This window comes from Altererythrobacter xiamenensis (assembly GCF_900177715.1).
Classification (GTDB): domain Bacteria; phylum Pseudomonadota; class Alphaproteobacteria; order Sphingomonadales; family Sphingomonadaceae; genus Erythrobacter; species Erythrobacter xiamenensis.
Genome location: NZ_FXWG01000002.1, coordinates 82,695 through 103,783 on the forward strand (window position 1 = coordinate 82,695; position 21,089 = coordinate 103,783).

20 protein-coding genes and 1 tRNA gene are annotated in these 21,089 nt (G+C 63.5%); 10 read left to right on the forward strand and 11 right to left on the reverse strand.

The window, feature by feature from the left end; genetic code table 11:
- Positions 1-20 precede the first annotated feature (20 nt).
- Entirely contained in the window at positions 21-1,250 is a 1,230-nt protein-coding gene (locus CCE89_RS05595; protein WP_086437092.1) for an NAD(P)/FAD-dependent oxidoreductase, read from the forward strand.
- Here the strand turns inward: CCE89_RS05595 and queG are convergent.
- Positions 1,234-2,295 carry a tRNA epoxyqueuosine(34) reductase QueG gene (gene queG, locus CCE89_RS05600; RefSeq protein ID WP_086437093.1) on the reverse strand — a complete coding sequence of 354 codons (1,062 nt, stop codon included), beginning with the start codon at positions 2,293-2,295 and terminating at the stop codon, positions 1,234-1,236. The genes CCE89_RS05595 and queG overlap by 17 nt on opposite strands.
- Before the next feature lie 44 nt (positions 2,296-2,339).
- On the opposite strand from queG, the gene CCE89_RS05605 reads away from it, so the two are divergent.
- The 4 genes from CCE89_RS05605 (at position 2,340) to msrB (ending at position 6,625) form a co-directional block, all read left to right on the forward strand.
- Positions 2,340-3,335, forward strand: coding sequence for an ABC transporter ATP-binding protein (locus tag CCE89_RS05605; RefSeq protein ID WP_086437094.1), 996 nt, complete (start codon positions 2,340-2,342; stop codon positions 3,333-3,335).
- Positions 3,332-4,603: an ABC transporter permease gene (locus CCE89_RS05610; protein WP_086437095.1), complete on the forward strand. Its 1,272-nt coding sequence runs from the start codon at positions 3,332-3,334 to the stop codon at positions 4,601-4,603. The genes CCE89_RS05605 and CCE89_RS05610 overlap by 4 nt, the downstream gene beginning before the upstream one ends.
- A gap of 101 nt (positions 4,604-4,704) precedes the next feature.
- A complete protein-coding gene (locus CCE89_RS05615) occupies positions 4,705-6,045 on the forward strand; it encodes a cytochrome P450 (protein ID WP_086437096.1) in 1,341 nt (446 codons plus the stop codon).
- A gap of 73 nt (positions 6,046-6,118) precedes the next feature.
- Positions 6,119-6,625 (forward strand): peptide-methionine (R)-S-oxide reductase MsrB, encoded by a 507-nt coding sequence (gene msrB / locus CCE89_RS05620; RefSeq protein WP_086437097.1) that lies wholly within the window; start codon positions 6,119-6,121, stop codon positions 6,623-6,625.
- On the opposite strand, the gene CCE89_RS05625 is transcribed toward msrB, so the two are convergent.
- From CCE89_RS05625 to CCE89_RS05660, 8 genes are all read right to left on the reverse strand, one after another.
- Positions 6,622-8,427 carry a hypothetical protein gene (locus CCE89_RS05625; protein WP_086437098.1) on the reverse strand — a complete coding sequence of 602 codons (1,806 nt, stop codon included), beginning with the start codon at positions 8,425-8,427 and terminating at the stop codon, positions 6,622-6,624. The genes msrB and CCE89_RS05625 overlap by 4 nt on opposite strands.
- Positions 8,427-8,852: a GtrA family protein gene (locus CCE89_RS05630; RefSeq protein ID WP_086437099.1), complete on the reverse strand. Its 426-nt coding sequence runs from the start codon at positions 8,850-8,852 to the stop codon at positions 8,427-8,429. The genes CCE89_RS05625 and CCE89_RS05630 overlap by 1 nt, the downstream gene beginning before the upstream one ends.
- Positions 8,849-10,264 (reverse strand): sulfatase-like hydrolase/transferase, encoded by a 1,416-nt coding sequence (locus CCE89_RS05635; protein ID WP_086437100.1) that lies wholly within the window; start codon positions 10,262-10,264, stop codon positions 8,849-8,851. The genes CCE89_RS05630 and CCE89_RS05635 overlap by 4 nt, the downstream gene beginning before the upstream one ends.
- Position 10,265: 1 nt before the next feature.
- The gene (locus tag CCE89_RS05640) at positions 10,266-11,855 is read right to left on the reverse strand and encodes an NAD(P)/FAD-dependent oxidoreductase (RefSeq protein WP_086437101.1); all 1,590 of its coding nucleotides are present in this window, start codon (positions 11,853-11,855) and stop codon (positions 10,266-10,268) included.
- Positions 11,856-11,969: 114 nt separating this feature from the next.
- Positions 11,970-12,620: a PilZ domain-containing protein gene (locus CCE89_RS05645; RefSeq protein WP_234989970.1), complete on the reverse strand. Its 651-nt coding sequence runs from the start codon at positions 12,618-12,620 to the stop codon at positions 11,970-11,972.
- 181 nt (positions 12,621-12,801) lie between these two features.
- A tRNA-Leu gene (locus tag CCE89_RS05650) sits at positions 12,802-12,886 on the reverse strand.
- Positions 12,887-12,994: 108 nt separating this feature from the next.
- Entirely contained in the window at positions 12,995-13,276 is a 282-nt protein-coding gene (locus tag CCE89_RS05655) for an integration host factor subunit beta (RefSeq protein WP_086437103.1), read from the reverse strand.
- 190 nt (positions 13,277-13,466) lie between these two features.
- Complete coding sequence (locus CCE89_RS05660) at positions 13,467-13,808, reverse strand: GntR family transcriptional regulator (RefSeq protein WP_086437104.1); 342 nt, start codon at positions 13,806-13,808, stop codon at positions 13,467-13,469.
- A 240-nt stretch (positions 13,809-14,048) separates the two neighbouring features.
- On the opposite strand from CCE89_RS05660, the gene CCE89_RS05665 reads away from it, so the two are divergent.
- The 4 genes from CCE89_RS05665 (at position 14,049) to CCE89_RS05680 (ending at position 19,116) form a co-directional block, all read left to right on the forward strand.
- Entirely contained in the window at positions 14,049-15,629 is a 1,581-nt protein-coding gene (locus CCE89_RS05665; protein ID WP_086437105.1) for a peptide MFS transporter, read from the forward strand.
- Positions 15,630-15,713: 84 nt separating this feature from the next.
- Positions 15,714-17,084, forward strand: coding sequence for an amidohydrolase (locus tag CCE89_RS05670; protein ID WP_200810300.1), 1,371 nt, complete (start codon positions 15,714-15,716; stop codon positions 17,082-17,084).
- Entirely contained in the window at positions 17,081-18,367 is a 1,287-nt protein-coding gene (locus CCE89_RS05675; RefSeq protein ID WP_086437106.1) for an amidohydrolase family protein, read from the forward strand. Before CCE89_RS05670 ends, CCE89_RS05675 begins: the two co-directional genes overlap by 4 nt.
- A 71-nt stretch (positions 18,368-18,438) precedes the next feature.
- Entirely contained in the window at positions 18,439-19,116 is a 678-nt protein-coding gene (locus tag CCE89_RS05680) for an NnrU family protein (RefSeq protein WP_086437107.1), read from the forward strand.
- 6 nt (positions 19,117-19,122) lie between these two features.
- On the opposite strand, the gene CCE89_RS05685 is transcribed toward CCE89_RS05680, so the two are convergent.
- Together CCE89_RS05685 and CCE89_RS05690 are read right to left on the reverse strand one after the other, a co-directional pair.
- Complete coding sequence (locus tag CCE89_RS05685) at positions 19,123-19,920, reverse strand: crotonase/enoyl-CoA hydratase family protein (protein ID WP_086437108.1); 798 nt, start codon at positions 19,918-19,920, stop codon at positions 19,123-19,125.
- A 48-nt stretch (positions 19,921-19,968) separates the two neighbouring features.
- Positions 19,969-20,538 (reverse strand): TMEM165/GDT1 family protein, encoded by a 570-nt coding sequence (locus CCE89_RS05690; protein ID WP_086437109.1) that lies wholly within the window; start codon positions 20,536-20,538, stop codon positions 19,969-19,971.
- A gap of 53 nt (positions 20,539-20,591) precedes the next feature.
- Here CCE89_RS05690 and CCE89_RS05695 point away from each other — a divergent pair, with 53 nt between their 5' ends.
- Positions 20,592-21,083: an MgtC/SapB family protein gene (locus CCE89_RS05695; protein WP_086437110.1), complete on the forward strand. Its 492-nt coding sequence runs from the start codon at positions 20,592-20,594 to the stop codon at positions 21,081-21,083.
- Positions 21,084-21,089 lie beyond the last annotated feature (6 nt).

Genomic DNA, 21,089 nt, shown 5'->3' on the forward strand with positions numbered 1-21,089 from the left:
TCGGTCAACGCACCCCGCCCATGGACGCAGCAGATGTCGTGATCGTGGGAACGGGGCATGGGGGCGCACAAGCCGCCATCGCGTTGAGGCAGCAGGGGCATGAGGGCTCGATCATCATGCTTGGGCGGGACAAGGTGCCGCCTTACGAACGCCCGCCGCTTTCCAAGGAGTATCTCGCTGGCGAAAAGCCGTTCGAGCGGATCATGATCCGTCCGGAGAAATTCTGGCAGGACAAGGATGTCGATCTGCGCCTCGGCTGCGCCGTGGCCGAAGTCGACTGGGCAGCCCATCAGGTCGAGCTGACCGATGGCACGCGGATCGGCTATCGCAAGCTGATCTGGGCCGGCGGCGGCGATCCGCGTCGGCTTTCCTGCCCCGGCGGCAATTTCAGGAACGTGTTCTCGGTACGCGACAAGCGCGATGCCGACGCCATGATGGAAGCGCTCGAAGCGGGCGCGAAACGCGCCGTCGTGATCGGCGGCGGCTACATCGGGCTCGAAGCGGCGGCGGTCCTGCGCAAGCTCGGCTGCGAGGTCACCTTACTCGAAGCCTTGCCGCGCGTGCTGGCGCGCGTCGCGGGCGAGGAATTGAGCGCTTTCTATCAGGACGAGCACCGGCGCCAGGGAGTCGACCTCAGGCTCGAAACCCAGGTCGAGGCGATCGAGGGCGAAGACCGTATCGCCTCCGCGGTGCGCCTCGCCGACGGTGAAGTAATCCCTTGCGACATGGTCGTCGTCGGGATCGGCATCGTGCCCGCCGTCGGCCCGCTGATCGCGGCAGGGGCGGCAGGTTCGAACGGCGTCGATGTCGACGTCTTCTGCCGCACGACGCTCGACGACATTTACGCCATCGGCGACTGTGCCGCGCACGCCAATGATTTTGCCGACAAGGCGGTGATCCGGCTCGAATCGGTCCAGAACGCCAATGACATGGCGAACACGGTCGCGCGCGCGATCATGGGCGACAAACAGCCCTATCACGCGCTGCCGTGGTTCTGGTCGAACCAGTACGATCTCAAGCTGCAGACCGCCGGGCTCTCGCTCGACTATGACCAGACGGTGGTTCGTGGCGATCCGGAAACCCGCAAGTTCACCGTGGTATATCTGAAGGAAGGGCGCCCGATCGCCTTCGACTGCGTCAATACGGTCAAGGATTACGTTCAGGGCCGCAAGCTGCTCGAAAGCGGCGTCGAGCAAGTCGATCTCGAAGCGCTTGCCAATCCCGAAGTTCCGCTCAAGGAACTGCTCTAAGCTGCGAGAGCGCCCATCGGGCGGCCTCGGCCACGACCGGATCGGGATCGCCAAGCAGCGGTTCGACTTGTCCAAGCAGTGACCGGTCGCCGCTATTGCCAGCCGCATAGAGGCAGTTTCGCACGAATCGGTCCCGCCCGATCCGCTTGATCGGAGAGCCGGAGAAGAACTGCCTGAAGCCCGCATCATCCAGCGTGAGCAAGTCAGCGAGGCGCGGGGCTGTCAGCTCGCCGCGCGGCAGAAAGTCGCGATGCGCCTGCGCCGTTTGCGCAAACTTGTTCCAGGGGCATACCGCCAGGCAATCGTCGCAGCCGTAGATGCGGTTGCCCAGCGCCGCGCGAAACTCCTCCGCGATCGGTCCCTTGTGCTCGATCGTGAGGTAGGAGATGCAGCGCCGCGCATCGAGCCGGTAGGGCGCGGGGAAAGCATCGGTCGGGCAGGCCATCTGGCAGGCATTGCAGGATCCGCAGCGATCGTCATGCGGCTCGTCGGGCGCAAAGCGAATGGTCGTGTAGATCGCGCCCAAAAAGAGCCAGCTGCCATGATCCCTGCTAACCAGGTTGGTATGCTTGCCTTGCCAGCCGATTCCCGCCGCCTCTCCCAGCGGCTTTTCCATCACAGGCGCGGTATCGACGAAAACCTTGAGCTCGCTGTCGGGCGCACGTTCCACCAACCAGCGGGCGAGCGCCTTGAGGCGCTTCTTCACCGTGTCATGGTAATCCTTGCCGCGCGCATAGACCGAAATGCGCGCCCGGTCGGGATGCGCTTCCAGCGCGAGCGGATCGTCCGCGGGCGCGTAGCTCATGCCGAGTGCGATGACGCTCTGCGCCTCGGGCCACATGGCATGGGGAGAGCGGCGCACGTCGGCGCGCGCCTCCATCCATTCCATCGTGCCGTGGTTACCCTCTGCCAGCCATTGCTCCAGCCGCTCGGCGCGCAGCGGATCTTCTGCCGCCGGAGCAAAGCCGACCGCGACGAACCCGAGCCGCTTCGCCTCCGCAAGCAGGGCTGTGCGCAATTCATTCGTTGCGGCGGCATTAACCACTCTTGGGGTTGCTCCCGTTTAGCCCTCAAAGTTAACAGGGCGACATGGACATGGCGGTAGGCGATCAGAGCCACACGGGCAATTCCGCAAGCGACGGCGGACGGGCACTCGCAATCGAGGCGCGCGGCCTCGTCAAACGCTTCGACGGGACACTCGCCGTCGATGGCGTGGACATCTCCGTGCCCGAGGGCGCGATCTATGGCGTGCTCGGCCCCAATGGGGCGGGCAAGACCACGACCTTGCGTATGCTGCTCGGCATTATCGACCCGGACGAAGGCGTGCGCCGCGTCTTCGGCCATGACAATCCGCACGATATCGCGCGGCTGATCGGCTATCTGCCCGAGGAGCGCGGGCTCTATCCCGCGATGAAGGCGGTCGACGCGATCGCTTTCATGGGCGCGCTACGCGGACTGTCGCTCGACGAAGGGCGGCGCCGCGGGCGCGAAATGCTCGAACGCCACGATCTCGGCCACGCGGCAGAGCGCACCATCCGCCAGCTGTCGAAAGGCATGGCGCAAACCGTCCAGCTGCTCGGCACGCTGGTTCACGAACCGAAACTGGTCGTGCTCGACGAACCCTTCAGCGGCCTGGACGCGATCAACCAGGGCAAGCTCGAGCGGATGATTCGCCAGCTTGCCGAGGATGGCACGACGGTGATCTTCTCGACCCACGTGATCCACCATGCCGAGCGTTTGTGCGAAGGCGTGGCGATCATCGCCGGGGGCAAGGTGCCCTATGCAGGCTCGGTCGAGGCGGCGCGTGACCGCATCCCCGCGCAGGTCCGCCTCGAGACCCGTGCCCGCACAGGCGCATGGATGGAGGCGCTGCCAAGCGACACCAAGCGCGAGGGCGACTTCTTCTCCTTCCCGCTGCCCGAAAGCGGGATCGAGCCGCTGCTGCGCCAGCTGATCGAAGGCGACGCGGGGATCCTCTCGCTTTCAATCGAGCGCGCAGGTCTGCACGATGCCTTCGTCCATATTGCCGGCGAGGCGGCGGCGCGCGCGCTCGAAGCCGATGCCGCAGGGGAGAGCCGCCGATGATCGAGAATGCCCGCCTCTCGCGCTTGCAAGCTGCGTTCGTGGTCGCCCGGCGCGATTTCCTCGCGATCCTGTTCAGCCGCAGCTTCCTCTTCTTCCTTTTGGGGCCGCTGTTCCCCGCCGTCGTCTTCATGATGTCGGGCGGGCTCGGTGCGGCTGCGAACGAGCGCAAGACCGAAGTCGTCGTCGCCATGCAGATGCCCGCGGCCGATACCGAGGCTTTCCAGTCGGCACATGAGCGGATCGAGGCCGAACTCGGCTATGGCCGCATTCCGCATTTCAAATATTTCGAGCCGACCGACGAAGTCGGACCGATCGACCCCGAGGCGTTGCTGGCCGACAAGAGCGGTCGTTATGGTGCGGCGCTGACCGGCACGCTGGAACAGCCGGTGCTTACCGGTACGCGCGAACGGCTGGGGCAATGGCACGGCCTCATCACCATGCATCTCGCCCTCGCCCGTGACGGCACCGATATTTCCTATCCCCCGCTCGAAACGGTCGTGGCTGAAACGAGCGGCGCGAAAACCAAGAACGAGCGGCAGGATACAGCGCAAATCTCCATGACGCTGCTGTTCCTGCTGATGATGCTGCTCGCCGGCATGGTGCTCTCCAACCTGGTCGAGGAGAAAGCCAACAAGATCATCGAAATCCTCGCCGCAGCGCTGCCGATGGATGCTGTCTTCCTCGGCAAGCTGTTCGCCATGCTCGCGATATCGCTGGTGGGTATCGCCGTATGGGGAAGCCTCGTAGGCCTCGTCATCCTGTTCGCGGGCGACTTCGGCGGCGTCGGCGCCATGCTCAGGGGCATGCCCGAACCCGGCGTCGGATGGCCGCTGTTCTGCTTCCTTTTCGTGCTCAATTTCTCGATGGGCTATCTGCTGATCGGATCGATCTTCCTTTCCATCGGCGCGTTGGCGAGCACGGTGCGCGAGGTGCAGACGCTGTCCATGCCGGTTACCATGTTGCAGCTGTTCATCTTCTTCTTCGCCAGTTTCACGCTGGTCGGTGGCGCGACCGTGCTGGTGACCGCTGCGATCCTCTTCCCGCTGAGCTCCCCCTTCGCGATGACCGCACAGGCAGCCCAGTACGAAGCGATTTGGCCGCACCTCGTCGCCTTCATCTACCAGCTGCTGTGGGTGGCGCTGTTCATCCGCTGGGGCTCCAACCTGTTCCGCAAGCGGGTGATGAAGTCGGGCGATGCGGGCGCGAGGAAACGCCGCCTCTCGATCAGGCGCTTCTTCGGGCGTCCTCCGCCCCAGCCGGCTGAATAAGTCCCTTTTCGCAACCCACTATTGACATCGCTGTCAATAAGGGCAGGATGCGGGATGAAAGAACGTGGCCACCCCAAGAGTCGCGTCGCACGGAGAGAAATATGGCTACCGCCGCAATCGAGCGTCCCAAAGTCCGCACATCCCCTACCGCCTACCAGGCGCTCAAGGATCACTACGATCAGCATCCCGAGGACAAGCTAAACCACCCGCACAAGTGGGACGTGAGCCGCAGCGACATTTACGCCAACAACAACTGGCATGCGATCTTCCGCGAAATGCGTGAAGCGGGGCCCCTTCACTACATCCCCGAAAGTCCGTTCGGCCCATATTGGGCTGTGGTCGGGCACAAGGCGATCCAGCATATCGAGGCGCTGCCCGACATCTTCTCGTCGAGCTGGGAGCATGGCGGGATCACCATTCTCAACCGCCTGACCGAAGAAGAACTGGCCGAGCGCGGGATCGAGGAACGCCGCGAGCTGCCGATGTTCATCGCGATGGACCGGCCCGAACACACCGGCCAGCGCCGGACCGTCGCGCCCAAGTTCACCCCCAGCGGCATGGCCGAGATGGAGGGCGAAATCCGCCAGCGCACCGGCGAACTGCTCGATTCGCTGCCGCGCGGCGAAAAGTTCGACTGGGTCGACAAGGTCTCGATCGAACTGACCACCGGCATGCTTGCGATCCTGTTCGGATTCCCCTGGGAAGACCGCCGCCTGCTGACCTTCTGGTCGGACTGGTCGGGCGATACCGAGCTCGCCACCGTGCGCGACCTCGACGAAGTGCGCTGGGAAATCCTCCAGGAAATGGCGGCCTATTTCCAGTCGCTGTGGGTTGAGCGTACGCAGGACAAGGAGCCGGGCGACGATCTCATCAGCATGATGATCCATTCGGATGCGATGAACCAGATGAGCCCGCAGGAGTTCATGGGCAATCTCATCCTCCTGATCGTCGGCGGTAACGACACGACGCGCAATTCGATGAGCGGCTTTGTCTACCAGCTCGACAAGAACCCCGATCAGCGCGAACTGTTCGAACAGAACCCCGACATCATCCCCAATGCGGTGCAGGAAATGCTCCGCATGCAGACGCCGCTGGCACACATGCGCCGCACCTGCGTCGAGGATACCGAGGTGTTCGGCCAGCAGATCAAGGCAGGCGACAAGGTCGTGCTGTGGTATATCTCGGCCAATCGCGACGAGGAAGTGTTCGAAAATCCGGACAAGCTCGACCTCGCACGCGAGAATGCACGCCGCCACATCGCGTTCGGTTATGGCATCCACCGCTGTGTCGGTGCGCGGCTTGCCGAATTGCAGCTGCGCGTGCTGCTCGAGGAAATGCACAAGCGCCGGATGCGGGTGAACGTCGTTGGCGAGATCGAGCGCGTCCGTGCCAATTTCGTGCATGGGTTCCGCAAGCTGGAAGTCGAAATCGACGAGTTCTGAACGCGCGGATTTCTCCCCAAACGTGAAACCTTTCGCCGGTTCCCTCCGTATCTAGGGGTGAAAGGACTTTTCCATGCGTAGATTCAACGCGAACTCGTTCGACCGGCGCGCCATGCTGGGTACGCTTGGCGCTGGTGCCTCGCTGGTGGTGCTGACCGCCTGCGGTTCCTCGCCAGCGGAGGCGAAGAACTATCCCGTCTCCATGAGCGAAGCGCAATGGCGCAAGAAGCTGACGAAAGAAGAGTTTCGCATCCTGCGCGAAGCGGGCACCGAACGGCCCTATTCCTCGCCGCTCAATGACGAGAAGCGCGCCGGCACTTTCGTCTGTGCGGGTTGCGGCAACCGGCTCTATTCCTCGAAGACCAAATACGACAGCAAGACGGGCTGGCCGAGCTTCTGGGCACCGATCGACAAGGGCGCGGTCGGCACCTCGACCGATTACAAGATCGGCGTTCCGCGCACCGAAGTGCACTGCGCCGATTGCGGCGGGCACTTGGGGCATATCTTCGGTGACGGCCCCGAGCCGACCGGCAAGCGCCACTGCATCAACGGCGTCGCCATGGACTTCGTGCCCGCTTAAACGCCGGGCTTGATTGTCCAGACCTTGAGGCCCGTGTCGCCGGGCATGTCGACCGGCTCGAGCCAGTCGGGGGCGTTCCCGCTTTCGAGCGACGCGGCAAAGCTGTCCGGCTTGTTCGCTGCCAATAGCGCGGTCTCTGCGAGCCCCGGGCAATGCGCGACATAGGACGTCCCACGCTCGGATAGCTGAGCGCGCGCGTTGTCCGGTGAACCCGCGAGGACTTCGATCGTCATGCGAATGGTGCGATCCGCGCGGTGGTGCCCCGTTGCGACTACGCTGTGCGGCGACGCCAGCAAGAGCGATGGGCCGGCGTCGAGCGGCGCGAAGATCTCGCCGCGCGGCAATTGCGAAAGCGCTTCACCGGCACTCGCGATGCGGCAATCGGACACGCGCTGCAATTGCAGCGTTCGCGCCGGAGGGGGCGAACCAGCCTCGGCGCGGTACCCGTTCACAAGCAGGCCGACGCCGAGAGGGACCAGTACAGTCGCCGCCACTACTGCGAGCGCGGGTGATCCGCGCTTCTCTCGGCGAGAATTGCGAGCAGCGCGCAACCACTGGTCGATCTGCCAGGCGAGCGGCGGCGCAGCGAGCGCGCCTGCCACGGCTCCGGCACGCGAAACGAACAGCGCCACGGTCAGCGCGCAGGCGAGCAATGCGGCATATTCGAACCAGAAACGGCCCAGCCAGGCCGTGTGGCGCGATGCCAGGCGGCCAGCCGCGAACAGTCCCAGCAGGCCGGGAAGCGCCACGCCGATGATATCGCTCCAGCTGCGGGTCCACAGCGGCTGACCTTCGGCGACGTTGGCGAGCCAGACCTCAGCGACAAGCGGATCGGTCGCGGCGAAGCCACCGGCGGCGCATTGCGGTGCGGCCCACAACAGCATCCCCGCCCCGCCCGCTGCGAGCACGCCGAAACCACCCATGAGCGTCACCCGCGGCATCGGCTCCAGCCGCTGCAGGACGAGCGCGCCGAGAGCGCCCCAGCAGAACACGCCGATATGCCAGGGGGAAATCGCGTCGCAATAGGGAGCAAGCTCAGACCAGCCGCGTGTCGTGACAAACAGCGCAAGGCTACCCAGCGCGAGTGTGACCATCGCCACGGCGAAGCCCTCGCTATCGCGCCGATTGCAGAGCCAGCGGACAGCAAATACCGCCATGAAGGCGATTGCCATCGGCAGGCCCTCGACCGAGATCGCCAGCCATGCGGCAAGCGCAAGACCGGTGACGAAACCGCCGACCTTGGGCTTGCGCGCCAGCAGTCCGTTGAGTGCAGCGAGCGCGAGCACGATCTGCCAGCCGTGGTGGTCGATCCGCATCGGTCGCAGCTGGCTCAGCACCGGCACCGAGAGCGCCATCGCAAGGCACGTCAGCGTGACCAGCTCGATCCCGAACAGCCGCCAGGCGATCCGTGCGGCCAGAAGAAGCGCGCAATAGAGCGTCAGCAAGGGTACGACGACCAGCGCAATGCTCTCTGCCACACCCGAGCCGAACAGGGGCGTAAGCGCGGCGATCACAAGCAGCAGGGGAATATCGACGAGGCGCGACCAGTGCATCGGCACGCCGCCAGCAGGCGCATCGACGCGGTGCTGGGTCAGGTCGAACCAGCTCTGTCCCGCCAGCAGGTCGCGCACCTGCACCAACCGGAGCGCATCGTCGGGCCCCGGAAACAGCTGGTCCCTGATGAACGGGAAGCCGGTCGCGATCAGAAGAGCCGCGACAAGCACGAAGGCAAGCGAGGCGCGAACCACCATATCGCCCGAGAAGGCCGGACGACGCCGTTCGATGATCGCCGCGCCGCTCATTACCCGTTCGCCTCGACCGGGCGGAAGATCACCAGCGCGCGCAGCGCCCAGGTCAGGCTGAAGCTCGCACCGACAGCGATCAGCTTGGAAAGTTCCGGCGCAAAGCCGATCTCGCGTCCCAGTGCGACCACGGCACCGGTGACCATCAGGCCGAGGAGGCCGCTGGCGATGAACATCGCCTGTTGCCCGAAGCGCGCTGCGCGTTTCGCGCGAACGCCATGCGCGAAGACAAAGCGTGTCGAGAGCAGCCAGTGCAGCTGGATACCGCAGCAATAGCCGAGCACGGCGGCGAGCACTTCGTCCATCCCGCCATAGAGCGCGGTCAGGAACACGCCGATGTCGGTCACCAGCGCGGCAGCACTGACCGCGATGTAGCGCGAGGCCGAAAGCGCCAGCAGGCGCCGAAACGCTTCCTGCATATTCATGGCGCCACCTCTGCGGCGGGCGTCTCGTCGCCCTTCCAGCGCAGCATCAGCCACGGCACGCGGTCGGGCGCGAACTGGCTGCGGTGGTGACGATCGAAATAGGGCGGCATGTGATCGCCGACGATCAGGATGTCGGTCGGCGGGAAGTCTGGCTGGGTGATCTGCTCAATGATGGCAGCGTCGACCGCATCCCAGATCGCGAACTGACGGCAGATCATCGGGAAATCGGCGGCAAGGGCGGGCGAAACGCGCTCGCAATTGTCGACCTCGAGATTGAGTCCCGGCGGGACAGGAAGGTGCGAGTTGAGCGTCAGCCAATAGAGGAATTGCGGTGTGTCCGCTTGCTTGAGCGTGTCGGCCAGCATCGCAGGGACGTCCCGGTCGCACGCGCCGGGGAAGACCCCGCCGCAAGGGCGCGCGCCGCGCTCGACCAGCCCGTCGGCGAAGGTCTGCTCTGCGAAGCCGATATTGGGATACCAGCTCTCGCGCTCGAAAAAATCGCCGGTGAAGGAGTGGAAGGCGCGGGTTTCGTAGCCCTGCCTTGCGAGCTGCGCGGGGAGGCAGCTGTCATCGGCGCCGTCGAGCAATTCATAATAATCGCCCCAGCGGCCGCACATCTCGCGCACTTCGCCCGCGGTGGTCGAATTGTAATAGGTCGTGGTGCCCTGACTCATGTCGAAGCGGTCGGCGAGTGCGCCGGATTTGTAGCGAGTGAACAACAGGCGGCTCATTTCCGGATTGTCGACCGGATCACCGAGCGATTCGACCATGATGAGCATCAGGTGGCGGCGCTGTGCCACGGCGGTGGCATCTGCAAACCCGCTTTTGGCGGTCGCGGATTCGAATGGCGTGCCAGCCGTCGCGGCGCGTTTGTAATGGCCGCGCATCCCCATGCCGAGCGCAGTGTCGATTGCCGCCAGCGAAAGGATCGCGCCGACGGCCAGCAGCAGCATCCTGTTCGAAGTAAAGCCCTGCGGATGGCGCATGCGCCAGATTGCCGCACCCATCAGCAGCGTCACGGCAATGCCGCCTGCGATATATTCGACCGACTGCAGCGGATCGATCTCGACGAAGAACTTCATCGAGCTGATCAGCGAGGTCACGCCGAGATTGAACAGTCCGGCGATGAAGCTGAGCAACGAATAGGCCAGAGCCAGCACGAAGGCCGAGACCTGCACCGAAAGCGGCTTGTCTCGCACGAACAGCCCGATCGCTCCGATGCCGACGATTTCGCCCGCACGCGGCGGTGCGCCAACCAGCCACATGACCGCGAAGCCCGCATTGGCGAGCACCAGCCAGACCAGCGCCCAGTTGCGAAAGGCGTGCCATTCTCCGGGCGCCCTTGCCCCCGGTGTCGGCATCTGCGGCTCGGTCCCGGAGAGCTCGTCCCCGAATGTGGCGACGCTCGCCATGTCAGGCGACCTTGCGCTCGTCGTCGGAGGCAGCCTCGTCCTCGCGGATGCGGCCCGGTACGTCGCGCACGGAATTGAGCGCGGCAGCCTGATCGGCAGTTACCTCGCGGGTCGGGATAGCCTTCTCGGCCCCCTCGTCGCCCGCTTCGTGATATTCGGCATCCTCGTTGACGCACCATGTGTCGTAGAGACGCTCGCCCGCGAGGATGTTCTCGACCGTCAGCATGGCGGTCATCATCGCGTGATCCTGGTTGTTGTAGCGGTGCATCCCGTTGCGCCCGACCAAATGGAGCGAAGGATGCTTCTCGTCCAGTTCGCGCCGCATGGCATCGACATTCGCCTCGTAGGTGTCGTCATAGACCGGATAGGCCTTTTCCTGACGAACCACCGCACCGCTCACGACCCGCGCCGGATCGCACAGGCCGAGGATTTCCATCTCGCGCGTCGCCTGCGCCACCAGATCCTCGTCGGAGGAAGACCACAGGCCGTCCCCTTCGAAGCAGAAATATTCGAGGCCGACGCAGGCCATATCCTCGTCCGGCACCATTTCGGGCGACCAGCTGCGGAAGTTCTGCACGCGGCCGACCTGGACCCGGTCGTCATGGATGTAGATCCAGTTGTCAGGGAAGAGGTCTTCCGATTTCACCATCAGCGCGACGGTTAGGAAGTCGCGATACTTGAGTTCATTCGCCTGCAGCGTCGACTGCGGCAGCGGGTGCAGCCTGCGGGAAAGTTCGCGCATCGGCGCGGAGCTGATCACGTGATCGGCGCGGATCTCGACACGGCCATCGGGACCGTTCGCGCTCATGCGCCAGCCCTCGCCATCGGCGGCGAGCCGGTCGAGCGCGTGACCCATCAGCACCGTGCCCTTGCCGCTGGCGACGATCTTGTCGCGCGCTGCGTCCCACATCATGCCGGGGCCGAGCCGCGGATAGCGGAAGGTTTCCAGCAGGGTTTTCACTTCCTGCCCGTCGTTCGGTTTCCTGTTGAGGCCGAGGCTGCGCTTCAGGCCGTCGGTCACCGCATTCCAGAGCGAAAGGCCCTTGATGCGCTGCGCCGCCCAGTCCGCGCTCATTTCGTCGCACGGCATGCCCCACACCTTCTCGGTATAGGTCTTGAAGAAGATCGAATAGAGCTTGTGGCCGAACTGGTTGGTGGTCCAGTCCTCGAAGCTCTTCACGTCCCTGATCGGAAACAGCTTGTAGCGCAGGTAGCTCAGCATGCAGGCGGTCGAGCGCAGCACGCCGAGATTGCCGAGCGCTTCGAAGGCGCGCAGCGGGTAGGAATAGAACTTGCCCTCGTAATAGATGCGGCTCATCCGCGGACGCTGGATGAAATCGTCGGGCAGGATCTCGTTCCACAGGTCGACGACAGCCGCGCTTTTCGAAAAGAAACGGTGGCCGCCGATGTCGAAGCGGTAGCCTTCGTGTTCGACCGTGCGGCTGATGCCGCCGACATAGGTCGGATCCTTTTCGATAATCGCGACCGTCTTGCCCTGCTTGCTGAGCAGATATCCAGCCGTCAGGCCCGCCGGACCCGCTCCGATGATCGCAACGTCGACCTCGAGCGTGCCATGCGGCTTTTCACGCATTTGGGCAGCGTGTTGTACCATTCAAACCCCCGTTTGCTTTCGCTTGAACGGGACTGAACGAAAATGGTTAGCGGATGGTAAAGATCCCCCCATAATCGGAGGGGAATCGCGCAGTCATGCGCGCAGGAGAGCCGGGCATTGCAGGCGTGCGGCGAGCGACGCGAAGTTCTGCAGCGAGAAGGTATCGTCGAACACCAGGCCATATTCGCGGCCCTTGCGCCAGCGAACCTTGGCGCGGATTTCGCCTAGATCGGGCCCTTCGAGCGCGATGGTCTGGTCGATCGAGAGGAGCGCATCGCTTTCGAGCCGCGCGCCCTGCTGCGAAAGGTTGAGGATCGTGCCGGTCTTTCGATCCTGTCTGGTTGCCAGAACTACAGGGAAGCAGATGTGCATCCTCAGTCCGCGCTTGGGGAAACGACCTGTCTCCTTGATGATGGTTTCGAGCTCGACCGGGGCTGCGAACTGGAAGCCGGCCTCGTGGTCATTCTCCCTGACCTTCTTGACCTCAAAAGCCATTCCCGACTGAAGTTCGAGCGTAAACGCGTCGCATGAGGGCAGCCGGTGGAACAGACGCACGCTGATCCCCGTCGCCGAAACGTCGCGAAGGACGCAGACAAACTCGCCCTGTGCGCTTACCAGCTTGGCGGTGCGAATGAGCAAAGCCATCCGCGGAGCAGCCCGTTGTTCCGGACTGTCGGCTTCGCCACTCACTACTGGCGGAAAACTCGCCGCGTCTTCCATCATCCTGCTTGCCCCCGCTGGCATGGTTCGTTCCCAGGTTCTCTAAGTCCATACCCGGCCGTGCCTAACGGAGTGCGAGTAGCCAAATAAGTGTTAGAACGGAGTTAAGCAGACAGCTGACCAGACCAGCGGTGTTCGTGTGCCTGAGCCATTGCTGCACTCTTCCGGACTGGCAGCGAGGTCCGCCTGCCGTGCGGATGGATTATGGTGCGGGTGGCGGGACTCGAACCCGCACGTCCAAAGGACAGGGGATTTTAAGTCCCCGGCGTCTACCATTCCGCCACACCCGCAATGGCGCGCTCCCTAGCTGCCGGAGCGCCAGGCGGCAATCCGCCGCGAGGACGGTCAAATGTCGATAGGCTGAAAAACGTTCGGAGCGAACGCCGTCGCGGAGCGCCTCAATCGTCGTTGAGACGACGGCGCATTTCCTTGCCGGCCTTGAAATAGGGCACGCGCTTGGCCGGAACGTCGACCGTTTCGCCGGTCCGGGGATTGCGCCCCTGACGTGCCTCGCGCTCGCGCGTCGAGAACGCACCGAAGCCGCGCAGCTCCACCCGACCCCCTTCGGCGAGCCGCTCGGCGATCTCGTCGAAGAAGATATCGACCACCTGCTCGATTTCTTCGGCGCGCAATTCCGGATTATCCTTGTGCAAGGATTGCAGAAGTTCGGATCTTATCATCACCACCTCCCGGTCGCCTCGATCCCAAGCGCAACCGTTAATACCGGCCCACCGCCGGCCTTGTTGGCAGAACCGCCCCGACCCGCGGGCAGCCAATGTCGCAGATGCGATGGTGCCAGAGCGCGAATTACATCGCAAGCTGAGTCCGGTAAAATAATTGCGTCAGCGGCCGGCCTTGCAAAATACGGACTTATTCAGCCTTTTCAAGAAGTTGCCCTGGGCTGAGGCCCAGTCGTTTCATTCTGGAACGAATTTCCGGCCATTCTTCCCGCAGAAAAACCTCGCGCTCGCGCTCCCGCAGGCGCTCCGCGGCGCCTTCGACGACATACATGCCGACCCCGCGCTGGACTTCGACCAGCCCATCGTTCTGGAATTGCTGGTAGGCCTTGGCCACGGTCAGCGGGTTGGCACCCTGCTCGCTGGCAAGCGCCCGGACCGAGGGCAACATCTCCCCCTCGGCATAGGATCCTTCGATAATGGCCGCCGCGATCTGGTCGCGCAGCTTCAGGTAAACCGGTCTGTTCTGGCTCATTGCTCATCTTCCCCGAGAAGGCGCTATAGTGCCATAATACAGCGATGCGCGTCAAGTTCCCGCCCCATCCCTCTGACAGGCGCAAGAGTGTGTAGAGACATCATGGCAAGACACGCCGCGAGGCGGTTTCGGCTGCAACTAAAGCTTCACATGCGCGCGCGAACCGTTAGGGTGCGCCGCTTCGGGGAGGGCCCATGCAAACAGGGCCCTGCATGACAATATCCAAGAGGGCTCTATTTAATGGAAAGCCAATCCGTGCCGCATGGCGATTCCGCCGGGACATTCCTCGGCCATCCGAAAGGGCTGTTCGTCCTTTTCTTCGCCGAAATGTGGGAGCGTTTTTCCTATTACGGGATGCGCGCGCTCCTTATCTTCTATCTGACCAAGCACTGGCTGTTCTCTGACAGCGATGCAGGCATCATCTACGGCGCCTATACCGCGCTGGTCTACATCACTCCGGTGGTCGGCGGTTACCTTGCCGACAAATACCTTGGACAGAGAAAGGCGGTGTTGTTCGGCGCCGTGCTGCTGACCCTCGGCCACTTCTTCATGGCGTTCGAGGGTGAACCGGGCGCGGGCACGGAGAACAATCCGATCGTCTATGTCTTCTGGCTGGCGCTGGCGCTGATCATCGTCGGTTCGGGCTTCCTGAAGGCGAACATTTCGGTGATCGTCGGCCAGCTTTACCCGCGCACGGACACCCGTCGCGATGCCGCCTACACCATCTTCTACATGGGGATTAACCTCGGCGCGGCGATCGGTTCGTTGCTGTGCGGTTACATCGGCGAAACCTATGGCTGGGCTTATGGCTTCGGCCTTGCCGGTATCGGCATGCTTGCCGGCCTCGTCGTCTTCGTCTGGGGCAAGCCGCTGCTGCTCGGCCGCGGCGAACCGCCCAAGCCGCTCGCCAAGGGCCGCGAATGGACCATGTATGGCGCTGGCGTTGCAATGGTCGGCATCTGCTGGCTCGCGATCCAGTTCCAGGATCTGGTCGGCTACGTCCTCGGCGGATTCGGCGGCGCGCTGGTCCTGTACGTTCTCTTCACGGCGGTGGTAAAACTGCCGAGTGAAGAGCGTGACCGCATTTTTGCCGCGATGTTCCTGATCCTGACCTCGATCGTCTTCTGGGCGCTGTTCGAGCAGGCGGGCTCCTCGCTCAACCTCTTCACCGATCGCCACGTCGATCGCGGCGGCGTTCCGGCATCGGTCTTCCAGTCGATCAATGCGATCTACATCATCCTGCTGGCACCGGTCTTCGCTGTCGTATGGCAGACGCTGGGTCGTAAGGGCATGGAGCCGAGCGCACCGCTCAAGTTCGGCCTCGGCGTGGTCCAGGTCGGCCTTGGTTTCCTCGTGCTGGTCTGGGGTGCACAGTCGGTCGGCATCAATGCTGCCGTGCCGGTGATCTTCATTTTCCTGATCTACCTGCTCCACACCACTGGCGAGCTGTGTCTGTCGCCGGTTGGCCTTTCGGCGATGAACCGCCTTGCGCCGGCTCATATGGCATCGCTCATCATGGGCACATGGTTCTTCGCTTCGGCGACCGGTAACTTTGCTGCCGGCCTGATTGCCTCGGCTACGGGTGCAGAAGGCGTCGGCGAGGAAGCGGGCAGGGAAATCGTGCTCGACGTTTACTCGACCGTCGGCTGGTACGCGGTCGGCATCGGCGTTGCGGTCATGGTGGTCAGTCCGCTGATCAAGAAGCTGATGCACCTCGACACGCTCCAGGACGACGATGTGGGCGACGATCTGCTCGGCCAGTCCGAAGGTCCGGGCGAACCGCAGGGCGCGGGCATCCACCCGGCAACTCGCCCGAACTGAGCGAAACCGAAAGGAAGGGGCGCGGCACACACCGCGCCCTTTTCATTTGCGACCTACATTTCTTGCCAAGTCTTGAGGAACACGATGATCCGATCGATTCTATTCGCAGGGACGGCCCTCGCGATGTCCGCCTGCACGGCCACAGGTGACGGCGGTTCTTCCGTCGAAAGCGCTTCTGTTGCGCCTGCTGGAGCCGGGTCGGCCTCAGCGCCTTACCCCTCCACCTACGAAGCCTATCCGGGCACTCCGACGGCGCTCGTCGGCGCGACCGTCTTCGACGGCACCGGGCGGCAGTTCGAGAATACCACGGTGCTGTTCAGGGACGGACGGGTTGAAGCGGTGGGAACGGGCCTAGATACCGCGGGCTACACGGTGATCGACGGATCGGGCAAGTTCGTGACACCTGGCGTGATCGATATCCATTCGCACCTTGGCGATTACCCATCGCCCAGCGTCGATGCGCATTCGGATGGCAATGAGGCGACCGATCCGACCACGCCCGATGTCTGGGCCGAGCATTCGGTCTGGCCGCAGGACCCCGGATTCAGCCGCGCGCTCGCCAATGGCGGTGTCACCGCTCTCCAGATCCTGCCGGGCTCTGCCAACCTGATGGGCGGCCGCTCGGTCACGCTCAAGAACGTGCCGGCGCGCACCGTGCAGGGAATGAAGTTCCCCGGCGCGCCATATGGTTTCAAGATGGCTTGCGGGGAAAATCCCAAGCGCGTTTACGGCAATCGCAACCGCACGCCTTCGACACGGATGGGCAATTTCGCGGTCAACCGCCAGACCTGGCTCGATGCGAAAGCCTATGACGGCGAGAAGCGCGACCTTGGCAAGGAAACGCTGCAGGGCGTGCTCGCAGGCGAAATCCTCGTCCACAACCACTGCTACCGCGCCGACGAGATGGCGCTCGTCATGGATATGGCCAAGGAGATGGGATACCGCGTCTCCGCCTTCCACCACGCGGTCGAAAGCTACAAGATCGGCGACCTGCTGCGCGAGAATGACGTGTGTAGCGCAATCTGGGCCGACTGGTACGGCTTCAAGATGGAAAGCTATGACGGCATTCCGGAAAATGGCGCACTGCTGCAGCAGGCTGGTGCATGCGTCGTGATCCATTCCGACAGCGACCAGGGCATCCAGCGGCTCAATCAGGAAGCGGCAAAGGCACAGGCGGCGGGCCGCCGCATGGGCATCGACATTCCCGATGGTGAAGTCGTCCGCTGGTTCACGCTGAACGCCGCCAAGGCAATGGGCATCGATGCGATGACCGGCAGCCTGGAGCCGGGCAAGATGGCCGATGTCGTCTTGTGGAACGGCGATCCGCTGTCAGTCTATTCACGCCCCGAGAAGGTCTGGATCGATGGCGCGTTGATGTTCGATTCCGCCGATCCCAAGCGGCGTCCGGTGAGCGATTTCGAGCTTGGCCAGCCCGGTGAAGGAGATGTGAAATGAAGCGCGCGCTGAAACTTGCAGTCTCCGCTTTCGCCCTCATGGCTGTGCCTGCGGCGGCGCAGAATGTCGCCATCACCAACGCCACCGTCGCGACCGGTGACGGAAGCGAGCCGATCGAAGGTGCGACGGTCGTCGTGCGAGGCGGCAAGGTTGTCGCAGCCGGCACCGGTGTGACCGTTCCGGCGGGTATGCAGACAATCGACGGCAGCGGCCTCTGGGTCACCCCCGGCCTCGTCGCGGCGGTCACCGATCTGGGCCTGTGGGACGTCGGCGCTGTCAGCGAGAGCAATGACATCTCCGCAAGCGATGCGCGCTTCAGCGCTGCGCTCGATGTCGCTCCCGCGATCAATCCCGAGAGCCAGCATATCAAGCTCGGGCGCGCGAACGGGATTACCCGCGCTGCAGTCACCGGCAACCCCTCGGGCGCGATCTTCAGCGGTCAGGGAGCCGTGATCGACCTCGGGGCAGACGGCGACGCGATAACGCGCGCCCGCGCCTTTCAGTCCGTCACGCTGTCCGAACGCGGAGCGCGCATTGCAGGGGGCAGCCGCACGGCTAGTCATGCCGAGCTGCGCAACGCCCTGCGGGAGGCGAGCGACTTCGCAGCCGGTCGCTGGAGCGGCGAGGACAACCTTCTGACCCGTGCCGATGCCGAGGCGCTTGCCCCGGTCGTGGCCGGCGAGCAAAAGCTTTTCGTCCATGCCCACCGGACCTCGGACTTGCGTGCAGTGCTCGGGCTCACCCGGGAATTTCCGCGGCTCGACATCGTGCTGGTCGGCGCAACCGAGGGGTGGCGCGTGGCTGAGGAGATCGCCGCAGCAGGCGTACCGGTGATTGCCGAGAGTCTGCAGGACCTGCCCGACCGCTTCGAGCAATTGGCCGCCACCCAGAACAACATCGGACGGATGCGCGCAGCTGGCGTGAATGTCTCGGTCGATGCCTCCACGATCGAGAACGTGCATCACCTCACGCAGCATGCCGGCAACCTCGTTGCGCTTTCGCGTGTGCCGCGCGCTACCGGTCTGAGCTGGGGCGAGGCGCTGGCGTCGATCACGTCGCGCCCTGCGGAAGCGATCGGGATGGGCGGCAGGATCGGAGTGCTGAAGTCGGGCGCTGCAGGTGATCTAGTCCTTTGGAATGGCGATCCGCTCGAGCTCTCCTCGACACCCGTGAGGGTTTTCATCGATGGAATCGAACAGCCGCTCGACAGCCATCAGAGCCGCCTGCGGGAGCGCTATCGCGATCTCGATGAAGGTGATTTGCCCAAGGCCTACGACTGGTAAAACAGGCTCTCTGCGATTTTGGGTTGCAATCTGCAACTTAGTGTGGTTTTCTCCGACCAAGGGAGAAGGCCATGCCGGATGTACTTGCAGAACTTATCGCGGCGAATGTGACTTTCGTCGGCACCCATTTTGCCATGTCGCATCCGCTACGGGCGCCGATGGTGCGGTTGTTCGGCGAAAAGCTGTTCCCCGCGATTTATTCGATCGTGAGTGCGGCTGCGCTCGCCTGGATTTACTTCGCCTTCAAGGCCATGCCCTCCGCCGATCTCGGCGGAAGCGGGACCATCGGTTGGGTGCTCGCGACACTGCTGATGATCCCTGCCATGATCCTTCTCGCGGGGTCCTTTGCAGGCAACCCGGCTCTGCCCCACCCCGGCGCCGAAAAGCAGGCTCATGCCGAACCCAAGGGCGTGTTCAAGGTGACGCGCCATCCGATGATGTGGGCCTTCGGCCTCTGGGCGCTATCGCATATGCTGCTGTTCTGGAGCACGCGCACCATGATCACCGCCGGATCGATGGGCTTTCTCGCCCTGGTCGGTGCGCATATGCAGGACCTCAAGAAGCGCGTGCTGATGGGCGACGCGTGGTACGCCTGGGAATCGAAAACGAGTTACTGGCCGCGGCTTGGAGCGATCTTTTCGATTGGCTGGCTGTGGTGGGCGATCGGTATCGCCCTGTGGCTCGCCTTGAGTTGGGCGCATATCCCGGCCGACGGCATACCGGCAGGTGTCTTCCGCTGGATCGGCTAACCCGGACTAAACGCCTTTGAAATCGGCGGCGCGTTTTTCGAGCAGCGCGTCGATCCCTTCCATGTGATCGTCGGTCAGGTGCATCAGCGCCTGTGTGTTCGCCGCCATTTCCAGCGCCGTATCGTAGGTGACCGAGCGGCCCTGCCGCATCAGGTTCTTGGCATGGCGAAGGGCATGCGGCGGCATGGCGGCGATCTTCTTCGCTAGACTCTGCGCTTCGTCCATCAGGCTATCGCCATCGACCACGCGGCTAACGAGGCCCCAGTCGAGCGCCGTCTGCGCATCGATCACATCGCCGGTATAGAACAGCTCCGCCGCGCGCGCCTCGCCGATGATCCGCGGGAGGATCCATGTGCCGCCGTCGCCGGGGATGATGCCGAGCTTGAGGAAAGTGACGCCGAACTTCGCTCGGTCGCTGGAAATGCGGATATCGCCGAGGCAGGCGAGGTCGCAGCCGAGCCCTATGGCCGGGCCATTCACTGCGGCGATCAGCGGAACGCGCAAGCCGTATAGCGCGCGCAGCACCTTGTGGATGTTGTTGCGATAGCCGTCGGAAATCTCGGGCGCGGTACCGCCGAAGGTGCCGGTCCGCTCCTTCATCGCCTTAATGTCACCGCCGGCGCTGAACGCGCGCCCGGCGCCGGTCAGGATGACGCAGCGCACGCCCAAGTCGGCATTGATCGCATCGCACGCCTCGGCAAAGGCGTCGCCGTCGCCTTTCGCTCCCAAAGGATTCATCGTGTCGGGACGGTCGAGCGTCAGCGTGGTGACGTGTTCAGCGGCTTCGATCTTCAGCAAGGACATGGCGTTGTCTCCTCTCTCCGCTGCCCATGCCAGCCTTGCAGCGGCACGTCACCCCAATCCGGCGGTTTCGACGATGACCCAGATCCCGATGGCGAGGAAGAGCAGTGCAGCGATGGTGCGCATCAGGCCGAGCGACAGGCGCTCCACCAGCCGGTGGCCGAGAAATACGGCAGGGACATTGGCGATCATCATGCCAAGCGTGGTGCCGATGGTGACGAGCACGACATCCTGAAATTGCGCGGCGAGAGCGATGGTCGCCACTTGCGTCTTGTCGCCAATTTCGACGAGGAAGAACGCAATCGTCGTGGTCAGGAACGCGCCGAAACGCGGAGTTTTCTGCTCCTCGTCGTCGAGCTTGTCGGGCACGAGCGTCCATGCCGCCATCGCGATAAAGCTTAAGCCGACCGCGTAGCGAAACCACTCACCTTCGAGCAGGTTGGCGACAGACTGCCCAACCAGGGCCGCGATGCCGTGATTGGCCAGCGTTGCCACCAGGATGCCGAGTATGATCGGCACAGGCTTGCGGAAACGCGCGGCCAGGACAATCGCCAGTAGCATCGTCTTGTCGCCAATCTCGGCCAAGGCAACGACTGCTGTAGAGGTGATGACGGCTTCCAAGCGATACTCCAGATATGGGGAAACATTAGGGGGAGGACAGCGTAGATATCTACATGGATGCATTCACGCCGGAAACGATGAGTTGGGAAGTCGCAGGAATGCGGCTGTTTTTCGCAACTCTTCTTCCACTAATGATCGGGCTGGAGCGCTTTCTGCGCCGCAAGCCGATCGATTTCCGCCCCTTCGTCATCATCTCCGTCGGCGCATGCGGACTGGTCATGGCATCGATCGAGATGCTGCAATCCGTCACCGACTCCAACTCGAATATCGACCCGACGCGCGTCATCGAAGGGGTCATTACCGGCATTGGCTTCCTCGGTGCAGGGGCGATGTTCCGTCAGGGTAACTTTGTCCAGGGTGCAGGCTCGGCCGCCTCGATCTGGGTGGCAGGAGCGATCGGGCTGACCTGCGGCATGGGCGAAATCTGGCTGGGCATCGCGATATCGCTGATCGTGCTCATCCTGCTGATTGCCAGCGGGCCCTTTACGTCGAAATGGGACCCCGACGCGCACGCGACCAAGGATGATAGCGACTCAGGCCAATAAACCTTA

Excerpts from the sequence above, each read along its gene's own strand:
- CCE89_RS05680 (WP_086437107.1), top strand. The coding sequence starts at position 18,439 with ATGCCGGATGTACTTGCAGAACTTATCGCGGCGAATGTGACTTTCGTC.
- CCE89_RS05660 (WP_086437104.1), bottom strand. The coding sequence starts at position 13,808 with ATGAGCCAGAACAGACCGGTTTACCTGAAGCTGCGCGACCAGATCGCG.
- CCE89_RS05595 (WP_086437092.1), top strand. The coding sequence starts at position 21 with ATGGACGCAGCAGATGTCGTGATCGTGGGAACGGGGCATGGGGGCGCA.
- CCE89_RS05665 (WP_086437105.1), top strand. The coding sequence starts at position 14,049 with ATGGAAAGCCAATCCGTGCCGCATGGCGATTCCGCCGGGACATTCCTC.
- CCE89_RS05605 (WP_086437094.1), top strand. The coding sequence starts at position 2,340 with ATGGACATGGCGGTAGGCGATCAGAGCCACACGGGCAATTCCGCAAGC.
- CCE89_RS05635 (WP_086437100.1), bottom strand. The coding sequence starts at position 10,264 with ATGGCGAGCGTCGCCACATTCGGGGACGAGCTCTCCGGGACCGAGCCG.
- CCE89_RS05615 (WP_086437096.1), top strand. The coding sequence starts at position 4,705 with ATGGCTACCGCCGCAATCGAGCGTCCCAAAGTCCGCACATCCCCTACC.
- CCE89_RS05695 (WP_086437110.1), top strand. The coding sequence starts at position 20,592 with ATGGATGCATTCACGCCGGAAACGATGAGTTGGGAAGTCGCAGGAATG.
- CCE89_RS05610 (WP_086437095.1), top strand. The coding sequence starts at position 3,332 with ATGATCGAGAATGCCCGCCTCTCGCGCTTGCAAGCTGCGTTCGTGGTC.
- msrB (WP_086437097.1), top strand. The coding sequence starts at position 6,119 with ATGCGTAGATTCAACGCGAACTCGTTCGACCGGCGCGCCATGCTGGGT.
- CCE89_RS05675 (WP_086437106.1), top strand. The coding sequence starts at position 17,081 with ATGAAGCGCGCGCTGAAACTTGCAGTCTCCGCTTTCGCCCTCATGGCT.
- CCE89_RS05670 (WP_200810300.1), top strand. The coding sequence starts at position 15,714 with ATGATCCGATCGATTCTATTCGCAGGGACGGCCCTCGCGATGTCCGCC.
- CCE89_RS05630 (WP_086437099.1), bottom strand. The coding sequence starts at position 8,852 with ATGAATATGCAGGAAGCGTTTCGGCGCCTGCTGGCGCTTTCGGCCTCG.
- CCE89_RS05645 (WP_234989970.1), bottom strand. The coding sequence starts at position 12,620 with ATGCCAGCGGGGGCAAGCAGGATGATGGAAGACGCGGCGAGTTTTCCG.
- CCE89_RS05655 (WP_086437103.1), bottom strand. The coding sequence starts at position 13,276 with ATGATAAGATCCGAACTTCTGCAATCCTTGCACAAGGATAATCCGGAA.
- CCE89_RS05640 (WP_086437101.1), bottom strand. The coding sequence starts at position 11,855 with ATGCGTGAAAAGCCGCATGGCACGCTCGAGGTCGACGTTGCGATCATC.
- CCE89_RS05685 (WP_086437108.1), bottom strand. The coding sequence starts at position 19,920 with ATGTCCTTGCTGAAGATCGAAGCCGCTGAACACGTCACCACGCTGACG.
- CCE89_RS05625 (WP_086437098.1), bottom strand. The coding sequence starts at position 8,427 with ATGAGCGGCGCGGCGATCATCGAACGGCGTCGTCCGGCCTTCTCGGGC.